Source organism: Micromonospora sp. CV4, assembly GCF_003667455.1.
In the GTDB taxonomy this organism is placed as follows: Bacteria; Actinomycetota; Actinomycetes; order Mycobacteriales; family Micromonosporaceae; genus Micromonospora.
The window spans coordinates 1-9,382 of the sequence record NZ_RCVI01000417.1 but is presented as its reverse complement, the minus strand read 5'-3'; the positions used below and the strand labels follow the sequence as shown (position 1 = coordinate 9,382).

Here is a 9,382-nt window from a genome sequence, read left to right as displayed (position 1 = left end):
GGCGAGCACCGGCCCGACCCCCGGCAACGCTGGCCCAGCTCGACGCGCTGCCGGGGGTCGGGCCGGTGCTCGCCCAGCGGATCCTCACCCACCGCGACCAGCACGGCGGGTTCAAGTCCGTCGGCGACCTGCGCCAGGTCGACGGGATCGGCGACGCCCGCTACGAGCAGCTCAAGGACCTGGTGACGGTGTGAGCGGCCACCCCGTCGCCGATGACCGGTCACCCGCAGGCGACCTGAACGCCGGCCAGGCCAAGACTGCGCCGCCGGATCTGCGGCTGGCCGGGTTGGCCGTGGCCGCCTGGCTCACCGCGCTCGCCGGGCTGCACGTCGGCACACGCCCGCTCGTGCTGGTGGCCGGGGCGGTGGCAATCCTGACGGCGGGCAGCGCGATGCACACCGCCGGCCGCCTCGGTCGCCCGCGGGGCGGTCTCCGCCGTTACGGCTGGATCGCCGTCGCGGTGGGTCTCGGCGTGGTCTGCGGCGCGGCGGCCACCGCCGCCCGGCTGACCGTCCGGGACGCGCCGCCGGTCCGCGCCCTTGCCGAGCAGCGCGCCCCGGTGACCGCCGACCTGATCGTCCGCGACGACCCGCGCCCGATCCGGTCCGCCGGGCGTCCGGGCATGCTGCTGGTGCCGACCGAGCTGGTCCGGCTCACCGGCCCGGACGACCGACGGGTTCACGCGTCCGTGCGGGTGCTGGTCCTGGCCACCGACCCGGCCTGGCGTGGGCTGCTGCCCGGGCAGCGCGTTGCCGCCGAGGGTCGGCTCGGTGTCCCGCTCGGCGGTGACCTCACCGCGGCGGTGCTCAGCACCAACGGCCCGCCGGAGCGGCACGGTGTCCCGTCCTGGGCGCAGCGCGCCGCCGGGACGCTGCGCGCCGGGCTGCAACGGGCCTGCGCACCGCTTCCCGATGAGCCGGGTGGCCTGCTGCCCGGGCTGGTGGTGGGAGACACCAGCCGGCTGCCGCCCGGCGTGGAGGAGGACTTCCGGGCCACCGGCATGACCCACCTCAACGCCGTCTCCGGTTCCAATGTGGCGATCGTGGTGGGCGCGGTGCTGCTGCTGGCCCGGTGGGCGCGGGCCGGCCCGTGGCTCGCCGTCGGCCTCTGCGGGGTGGCGCTGGTCGGCTTCGTCATCCTGGTTCGCCCCTCGCCGAGTGTCGTGCGGGCCGCCACCATGGGGGCGATCGGGCTCGCCGCGCTGGCCGCCGGCCGTCCCCGGGCGACGCTGCCCGCGTTGGCCGCTGCCGTCACCGTGCTGGTGCTGGCCGATCCGGAGCTGGCCGGCGATGCGGGGTTCGCGCTCTCCGTACTGGCCACCGGTGGTCTGCTGCTGCTCGCTCCCCGCTGGCGGGACGGCCTGCGCCGGCGGGGCGTCCCGGCCGGGCTGGCCGAGGCTCTGGCCGTGCCGGCGGCCGCACAGCTGGCCTGCGGGCCGGTCGTCGCCGGCATCTCCGGCACGGTCAGCCTGGTGGCGGTGCCGGCCAACCTGCTGGCGGTGCCGGCCATCGCGCCGGCGACCGTGCTGGGCGTGCTGGCGGCCACGCTGTCGCCACTCTGGCCGGCCGGCGCGGAGTTCGTCGCGTGGCTGGCGAGCTGGCCGGCGTGGTGGCTGGTGGTCATCGCCCACCAGGGCGCCCGACTGCCGGCCGGCACGCTGCCGTGGCCCGGTGGGGTGTGGGGTGCCCTGCTGCTGGCCGGGCTGACCGTGGCGCTGCTGGTCGCGGTGCGCCGCCCGTTGGTGCGCCGGCTGGTGGCGGTGGTCGCGGTGGCCGCGCTGCTGGGCTCCCTTCCGGTCCGGCTCGTGGCCGCCGGCTGGCCGCCGTCCGGCTGGGTGGTGGTGGCCTGCGCGGTGGGTCAGGGCGACGCCCTGGTGCTGCCGGTCGCCGCCGGTCGCGCCGTGGTGGTGGACGCCGGGCCGGAGCCGGCGGCGGTGGACGGCTGCCTGCGTCGGCTCGGCGTCCGGGAGGTGCCGCTGCTGGTGGTCAGCCATTTCCACGCCGACCACGTGGGTGGGGTGGCCGGGGTGTTCCGGGGGCGCCGGGTGGGCGCGGTGCTGACCCCGCCGTCCAGGGATCCGGAGGGCGGGCTGGAGCTGGTTCGGGCGTCGGCGACCACCGGTCGGGCCGCGCTGTTGACCACCGTCGCCGGTGCCCGCCATCCGGTCGGCCGGGTCGACCTGCTCGTGCTCGGCCCGCCGTACCCGCTGGCGGGGACCAGGTCCGACCCGAACAACAACTCACTGGTGCTGCTCGCCACGGTGGCCGGGGTGCGGATCCTGCTGCCCGGCGACGCGGAGACCGAGGAACAGCACGCGGTGCTGGCGCGGGCGGCGCCGGGGCAGTTGCGCGCGGACGTGCTGAAGGTCGCCCACCATGGTTCGGCCTATCAGGATCCGGGCTTCCTCGACGCGGTTCGGCCAGCCGTCGCGCTGGTGCCGGTCGGCACCGGCAACACCTACGGGCACCCGAATCCGGGGCTGCTCGCCCGGCTCAGCAGGGGCGGCGCCCGGGTCCTGCGCACCGACACCGACGGTGATCTGGCGGCGATCCGGGCGGGGGAGGGCCTGGCGGTGGTCCGCCGGGGCGTGCCCCCGGGTCGACGAACCTGAGGGGAGCGGAAAGGAGGCCGGCCCGACTCGTGGTGGAAATTGCGCGATCAACGGTGCCAATGCTGGGCGTATTAAGAATTACGCAGTGGATTGTGGTGAATGTCGGGATTTGCACTGACTGCGGGCTCCGCCGACTGAGGGGCGAATGACCAGGCACGTTCCCGGCGTGGGCCGTGCGAATATGGGCGGCGTGACCCCCGCCAGCCTCGCCCCCATTCTGCTCGTCCTCGGTGATGAGGAGTTGCTCGCCACGCGAGCGGTGACCGAAGCTGTCGCGAGGGTCCGCAGCGTCGACCCCGATGTGGACGTCCGCGAGTACCAGGCCAGCGCGCTCACCGTCGGCGAGATCGCCGAGATGCTCAGCCCGTCGCTGTTCGGCGGGCGGCGGCTGCTCATCCTGCGCTCCGGCCAGGACGCCCGCAAGGACCTGGTCACCGCGCTGCTGGCGTACGCGAAGAATCCCGATCCGGACGTCCAACTGCTCGTGCTGCACCTGGGCGGCGCCAAGGGCAAGGCGTTCGCCGACGGGCTGCGGGCGGCGGGCGCGACGGTGATCCCGGCGGCCAAGCTCAAGGGGCACCGCGACCGGCTGGCCTTCGTCCGCGACGAGATCCGCCGGGCTGGCGGCAGGTGCACCGACGACGCCGCCGAAGCACTGATCGCGGCGGTCGGCAACGACCTGCGCGAGCTTGCCGCCGCCTGCTCCCAACTGATCGCCGACACCGACGGCCGGATCGGCGCCGACACGGTCGCCCGCTACTACCGGGGCCGGGTCGAGGTGAGCGGCTTCACCGTGGCGGACGCCACCATGGTCGGGGACGTGCCGGCCGCGCTGGAGGCGCTGCGCTGGGCCCTGCACGTCGGGGTGGACCCGGTGCCCATCGCCGACGCCCTGGCCGACGGCGTACGCACGGTGGCCCGGGTGGCGTCGGCCGGGCGGGGCAACCCGTACCAGCTCGCCAGCAGCCTCGGCATGCCGGCCTGGAAGATCGAGCGGGCGCAGCGGCAGGGGCGCGGCTGGACGCCCGAAGGGCTGGTCCGGGCCATGCAGGTCGCCGCCGAGTGCAACGCGGCCGTCAAGGGCGGCTCGGACGACCGGGCGTACGCCCTGGAACGCGCTGTCTTCTCGGTCGCGGCGGCACGGCAGGGCAGCACCCGGTGACCGGGCCGAACCGCACGGCGTGGGCCACCCTCCCCGCCGACGAGGACCGTTACCGGCCGCTCTACGCCCGGCTCCTCGGCCTGCGGTTCGTCAACCCCGGTGGCGTGCTCTGCTTCCTCTTCTTCGAGGGCACGGTCGCGCTGGCCGTGCTGCTCGCCCTCGCCGAACTGGTCACCTGGTGGGCCGTGCTGGTGCTGCCCGCCGTGGTGGCGGCGATGGTGAAGCTCAACGACATGGTGGCCGCGATCGTGGTGCGGTCCGCCGCGCTCGTGCCCGAGCAGGAACGGGACCGCTTCCGCCGGCAGATGGAACCGGTGGTCGGGCGGGCCCGGGTGGAATGGATCACGCACAGCGTGCCCGGCGTCATCGTCACGGTGGACGCGCCGACCCCGCGCAGCGACGCCCCGACACGCCCACCCACCCAGTCGCAGTAGATCTTGGAGCGGGACGGCCCCTCCAGGGGCGCTTTCCCTGCAGGGGTCCAGGTCGATGATCGTGGGAAGTGCGCGGCAGGCGACTGCTCCGGACACACGGAAGCCCCGGACCGAGGTCCGGGGCTTTCCGAATCAGTCTGACGGAAGAGTCGTCAGGCGGAGAGCGACCCCACGCGCTTGGCGATCGCGGACTTGCGGTTCGCGGCCTGGTTGGAGTGGATCACGCCCTTGCTGACCGCCTTGTCCAGCTTGCGCGAGGCCTCCAGCATCAGCGCGGTGGCCTTCTCGACGTCACCGGCCTCAGCAGCCTCGTGGAACTTCCGGACGGCGGTCTTCAGCGACGACTTGACCGACTTGTTGCGCAGCCGGGCCTTCTCGTTCTGCCGGTTGCGCTTGATCTGGGACTTGATGTTCGCCACGCGACAGCCTCGTCTTGATAGCTCGGGTTGGTCAGCTTAGGTGCGCGGGATGACGAACATGCGTCATCGCTGCGCGAAGAGCCAGGTTACCAGGTCGCCCGGGACGAGCCAAAACGGCCCGACCACCGCGCGGCCGAATCCCGGCCCGCCGGCGATCACACTACGCCCCCGGATGCTCCCGCCGGTCACCGCCAGCCCTGGCGGTGGGCGAGCCAGTCGAGCGCCTGCTCGCCGCTCCACCGCTGGTGCGCGGGCAGGTGCGGCGAGGCCGTTCCCGGGGCCGCGGCGGCGCCGGTGAGGAAGTAGCCGGCCAGCGCGGCCAGGGTGGCGTCCAGCGCGTCCGGGGGCGCGCCCGCGGTCACCGGATGCGCCGTGAAGAGCCGGTCCGCGTCCAGGCCGCCGGCGTACGCGGTGAGCAGCAGACCGGCCAGGTCGAACCAGGCCGGCCCGTGACACACCCAGGTCCAGTCGCAGAACCAGGCCCGGCCGTCCGCGTCGATGAGGACGTTGTCCACCCGCAGGTCACCGTGGGTCAGGCCGGTCGCCCCGGCGGCGTACCGGGGGAGGCGGGACTCCAGCGCCGCCAGCTCGGGCAGTCGGCCGCGCACGGGCTCGGGCAGCGCCGGCGGCGGCTCCCGGTCGGCCGCGACCTCCTCCCACCAGAGGATGTCCGACCGGGCCAGGTCGGCCAGGTGCGGCAGCCCGAGCGCGGTCAGCCCGGCTGGCGGGTCGGCCAGCGCGGCGGCGACCTCGGCGTACCCGGCGAGCGTGGCGTCCAGCTCGGCCGGCGCCCAGGGCAGCCGCGGGGTGTGGCCGTCGACGGCGTCGGTGCAGAGCACGAACCAGCCGACCTCGTACAGGGTCCACCGCGGGCGGGGCGCCGGTAGGCCGGCCGGCAGCCGGTCGAGGATCGCGGCCTCCCGGGCGTACGAGTCGACCAGGCGCGGTTGCTCGACGGCGGACGCGGCCTTCACGAAGGCCCGGCCGCCGTCGGCGGTGTCGAGCACGGCGGCGAAACCCCGGGTGAAGCCCGCGCCGGCCACCCGGGCGGTGACCACCGGCGCGCCGAGCCGGTCGGCGATCGCGGCCCGCAGCGCCGCCGGCAGCGCCGGCCACGACGGACGCAGCGCGCTCGCGTGGTACGGCACCGGAGGCAGCGACGGCGGGGACACCCCACCATGCTGCCCCGGGGTACGTGCACAGCGCGCGCCGACACTGCCAGACTGCCAAGCCATGAGGACCGAGGACTTCTGGCAGCTGATCGACGAGGCCCGGGCCGGCGGCGGGGGAGAGCCGGGCCCGGTGGCCGCGCGCGCCGTGGCGCTGCTCGCCGAGCGCGACCCGGAGGACATCGTCGGGTACGCCCGGCACCAGACGCGGGTGCTGGCCGCCTCGCACAAGGCGGATCTGTGGGGGGCCGCGTACCTGATCAACGGCGGGGCGTCGGCGGACGGCTTCGAGCACTTCCGGGGCTGGCTGATGACCCAGGGCCGGGCGGTCTTCGCCCGCGCGGTCGCCGACCCGGACTCGCTGGCCGAGCTGCCCCAGGTGCGGGCCGCGTCGCTCAGCGGGGAGGAGTTCTCCGCCGAGCAGATGCTGACTGTGCCCTGGGACGCGTACCGCAAGGCCACCGCGTCGGAGCTGCCCGCGGACCGGGACCCGGTGCGCGCGCCGGACCTCAACGACTTCTGGGACTTCGACGACGAGGAGGAGGCCCGCCGACGGCTGCCGCGGCTGGCCGCGCTCTTCGTGGAGCCGCCGGTGGAGTGACCGGCGCGGGCGCTCCGCCGGACGATCCATCGCCCGCACAGCGGGGGCACCCTGGCGGCGTGGGAACATAGAGGGGGTCGGCGGCGCGCCGGCCTGTTCACGTCAGCCGACCAGAACGGACCGCTGTGCCACCGAAGCTCGATCCCGGCGCGAATGCTCCTGGTGCCACCGACCCCGGTCGCATCCGGAACTTCGGCATCATCGCCCACATCGACCACGGGAAGTCGACCCTGGCCGACCGGATGCTGCAGCTCACCGGCGTGGTCGACCCCCGGCAGATGCGCGCCCAGTACCTGGACCGGATGGACATCGAGCGCGAGCGCGGCATCACCATCAAGAGCCAGGCCGTCCGGATGCCGTGGACCATCCGCGAGGGCGAGCGGACCGGCGAGCACGCCGTGCTCAACATGATCGACACCCCGGGGCACGTCGACTTCACCTACGAGGTGTCCCGGTCGCTGGCCGCCTGCGAGGGTGCCGTGCTGCTGGTCGACGCCGCGCAGGGCATCGAGGCGCAGACCCTGGCGAACCTCTACCTGGCGCTCGAGAACGACCTGCGCATCATCCCGGTGCTCAACAAGATCGACCTGCCGGCCGCCCAGCCGGAGAAGTACGCCGAGGAGCTGGCCCACCTCATCGGCGGCGACCCGGCCGACTGCATCCGCGTCTCCGGCAAGACCGGCGAGGGCGTGCCGCACCTGCTGGACGAGATCGTCCGGCAGTTCATCCCGCCGACCGGCGACGCCGACGCGCCCGCCCGAGCGATGATCTTCGACTCGGTGTACGACGTCTACCGCGGCGTCGTCACCTACGTCCGGGTCGTCGACGGCCGGATCAGCGCCCGGGACCGGATCAAGATGATGTCCACCGGGGCGGTGCACGAGCTGCTGGAGATCGGTGTCATCTCGCCGGAGATGGTGAAGGCCGAGGCGCTCGGCGTCGGCGAGGTCGGTTATCTCATCACCGGCGTGAAGGACGTCCGGCAGTCCCGGGTGGGTGACACGGTCACCATCAACAGCCGGCCGGCCGCCGAGGCGCTGGGTGGCTACAAGGACCCGAAGCCGATGGTCTACTCCGGCCTCTACCCGATCGACGGGTCCGACTACCCCAACCTGCGCGAGGCACTGGACAAGCTCAAGCTCAACGACGCCGCGCTGGACTACGAGCCGGAGACCTCCGGCGCGCTCGGCTTCGGCTTCCGCTGCGGCTTCCTCGGCCTGCTCCACCTGGAGATCATCCGGGAGCGGCTGGAGCGCGAGTACAACCTCGACCTGATCTCCACCGCGCCGAACGTCGTCTACCGGGCCATCACGGACGACGGCGAGGAGATCGTCGTGACCAACCCGAGCGAGTACCCCACCGGCAAGATCGCCGAGGTGTACGAGCCGGTGGTCCGCGCCACCGTGCTGACGCCCAACGACTACGTGGGCGCGGTGATGGAGCTCTGCCAGGGCCGGCGGGGCAGCCTGCTCGGCATGGACTACCTCTCCGCCGACCGGGTGGAGCTGCGCTACACACTGCCCCTCGCGGAGATCATCTACGACTTCTTCGACCAGTTGAAGAGCCGGACCAAGGGCTACGCCTCGCTGGACTACGAGCCCTCCGGCGAGCAGGCGTCCGACCTGGTGAAGGTGGACATCCTGCTGCACGGCGAGCCGGTGGACGCGTTCAGCGCCATCGTGCACAAGGACAAGGCGTACAACTACGGCGTCACCATCGCCGCCAAGCTGCGCACCCTGATCCCGCGCCAGCAGTTCGAGGTGCCGATCCAGGCGGCCATCGGCAGCCGGGTCATCGCCCGCGAGACCATCCGGGCGATCCGCAAGGACGTGCTCGCCAAGTGCTACGGCGGTGACATCAGCCGTAAGCGCAAGCTGCTGGAGAAGCAGAAGGAAGGCAAGAAGCGGATGAAGATGGTCGGCCGGGTCGAGGTTCCGCAGGAGGCCTTCATCGCCGCCCTCTCCTCCGACTCCGGCGACGGCAAGGCCGCCGGCAAGAAGTGACACCGACGCCGGTGCGCCGGCGCTGACAGACGAACACGGCCGGTGCCCCGGCCGGGTCGGTCGCGAAAGGCCGAATGCTCGACGGGGCGCCGGCCGTCCGCCGTACCCCGGTGGCGGTCCCCCTGTCGCGGACCGCGACCTCTTGCTCGTGATGCCTTCTTGCTCGTGGTGCGTTCTTGCTCGTGGTGCGTTCTTGCTCGTGGTGCGTTCTTGCTCGTGGTGCGTTCTTGCTCGTGGTGCGTTCTTGCTCGTGGTGCGTTCTTGCTCGCGGTGCCTTCTTGCTCGCGGTGCCCTCTTGCTCGCCGTGCCTCGGCGGCGTGCCGAACCGGCCGGAGCGCGGTCTCCAGCGGCGCGACTGGGCGGCGGGTGAAGGAATTTTCGAGCCGCGCCGGCGGCGGGTGACCCGACGGCAGTGCCGGTGACCTGTGTGGATGCGCCCCCGTGCCAATCGACGCAGTCGGACCGCATTGACGGTCACCGTCGCCTCTGCAAGTGAGTCGGTTTGGATTTTCGGTGGGTCGGGCACTTAGCGGTCACGACAGGAAACACACATCGTGTGGCAGACATTCTTTGAAGGAGGGCGATCGTGGAGCTCACCGTGTGGGGCATCATCACTGCGCTTGTTGTTGGTCTCATCGTCGGCGCGCTGGGCCGCCTGGTCGTTCCGGGCCGCCAGAACATGCCCATGTGGCTGCACATGCTGATCGGTGTCGGCGCGGCCCTGCTGGGCACCGTGCTGGCGCGGGCGATCGGCATCGCGACCGAGACCAACGGCATCGACTGGGGCGAGCTGCTCGTGCAGGTCGTCGTGGCCGCGATCGCGGTCGCGCTGGTGGCCGGCGTGGGTCGCCGCCGCAGCGTCACCCGATAACACCAGCATCACCCGCACCACTTCCGCAGGGCGCCCGACCGGTTGGTCGGGCGCCCTGCGGCGTTCGTCCCCGTGCAGCGGCCGGCTCGCCCCCGCCCGCTGGCCCGCCCGC

Annotated in this window: 9 protein-coding genes; 7 read left to right on the top strand and 2 right to left on the bottom strand. The window is 73.2% G+C overall.

Annotated features, from left to right (window positions below; translation table 11 throughout):
• The 4 genes from EAD98_RS29255 to EAD98_RS29240 all read left to right on the top strand — a co-directional run.
• Window positions 1-194 (top strand): ComEA family DNA-binding protein (locus EAD98_RS29255; RefSeq protein WP_147457523.1); only part of this gene is annotated, 194 nt, incomplete at its 5' end.
• A 41-nt stretch (window positions 195-235) separates the two neighbouring features.
• Window positions 236-2,611, top strand: a complete 2,376-nt coding sequence (locus EAD98_RS29250; RefSeq protein WP_121657188.1) for a ComEC/Rec2 family competence protein — start codon at window positions 236-238, stop codon at window positions 2,609-2,611.
• A gap of 181 nt (window positions 2,612-2,792) precedes the next feature.
• Window positions 2,793-3,773: a DNA polymerase III subunit delta gene (gene holA / locus EAD98_RS29245; RefSeq protein WP_121657186.1), complete on the top strand. Its 981-nt coding sequence runs from the start codon at window positions 2,793-2,795 to the stop codon at window positions 3,771-3,773.
• The gene (locus EAD98_RS29240) at window positions 3,770-4,207 is read left to right on the top strand and encodes a hypothetical protein (RefSeq protein WP_121657185.1); all 438 of its coding nucleotides are present in this window, start codon (window positions 3,770-3,772) and stop codon (window positions 4,205-4,207) included. The genes holA and EAD98_RS29240 overlap by 4 nt, the downstream gene beginning before the upstream one ends.
• Window positions 4,208-4,359: 152 nt before the next feature.
• On the opposite strand, the gene rpsT is transcribed toward EAD98_RS29240, so the two are convergent.
• Together rpsT and EAD98_RS29230 are read right to left on the bottom strand one after the other, a co-directional pair.
• Entirely contained in the window at window positions 4,360-4,626 is a 267-nt protein-coding gene (rpsT, locus tag EAD98_RS29235; protein WP_121657184.1) for a 30S ribosomal protein S20, read from the bottom strand.
• A gap of 185 nt (window positions 4,627-4,811) precedes the next feature.
• Window positions 4,812-5,798 (bottom strand): aminoglycoside phosphotransferase family protein, encoded by a 987-nt coding sequence (locus EAD98_RS29230; RefSeq protein ID WP_233584021.1) that lies wholly within the window; start codon window positions 5,796-5,798, stop codon window positions 4,812-4,814.
• Between the two features lie 61 nt (window positions 5,799-5,859).
• Here EAD98_RS29230 and EAD98_RS29225 point away from each other — a divergent pair, with 61 nt between their 5' ends.
• The 3 genes from EAD98_RS29225 to EAD98_RS29215 all read left to right on the top strand — a co-directional run bounded on the left by EAD98_RS29225 (window position 5,860) and on the right by EAD98_RS29215 (window position 9,270).
• Complete coding sequence (locus tag EAD98_RS29225) at window positions 5,860-6,396, top strand: DUF4240 domain-containing protein (protein WP_121657183.1); 537 nt, start codon at window positions 5,860-5,862, stop codon at window positions 6,394-6,396.
• 125 nt (window positions 6,397-6,521) lie between these two features.
• Window positions 6,522-8,399 carry a translation elongation factor 4 gene (lepA, locus tag EAD98_RS29220; protein ID WP_121657182.1) on the top strand — a complete coding sequence of 626 codons (1,878 nt, stop codon included), beginning with the start codon at window positions 6,522-6,524 and terminating at the stop codon, window positions 8,397-8,399.
• A gap of 586 nt (window positions 8,400-8,985) precedes the next feature.
• On the top strand, window positions 8,986-9,270 hold the full coding sequence (locus tag EAD98_RS29215) for a GlsB/YeaQ/YmgE family stress response membrane protein (RefSeq protein ID WP_074313648.1): 285 nt from the start codon (window positions 8,986-8,988) through the stop codon (window positions 9,268-9,270).
• Window positions 9,271-9,382: the final 112 nt, after the last annotated feature.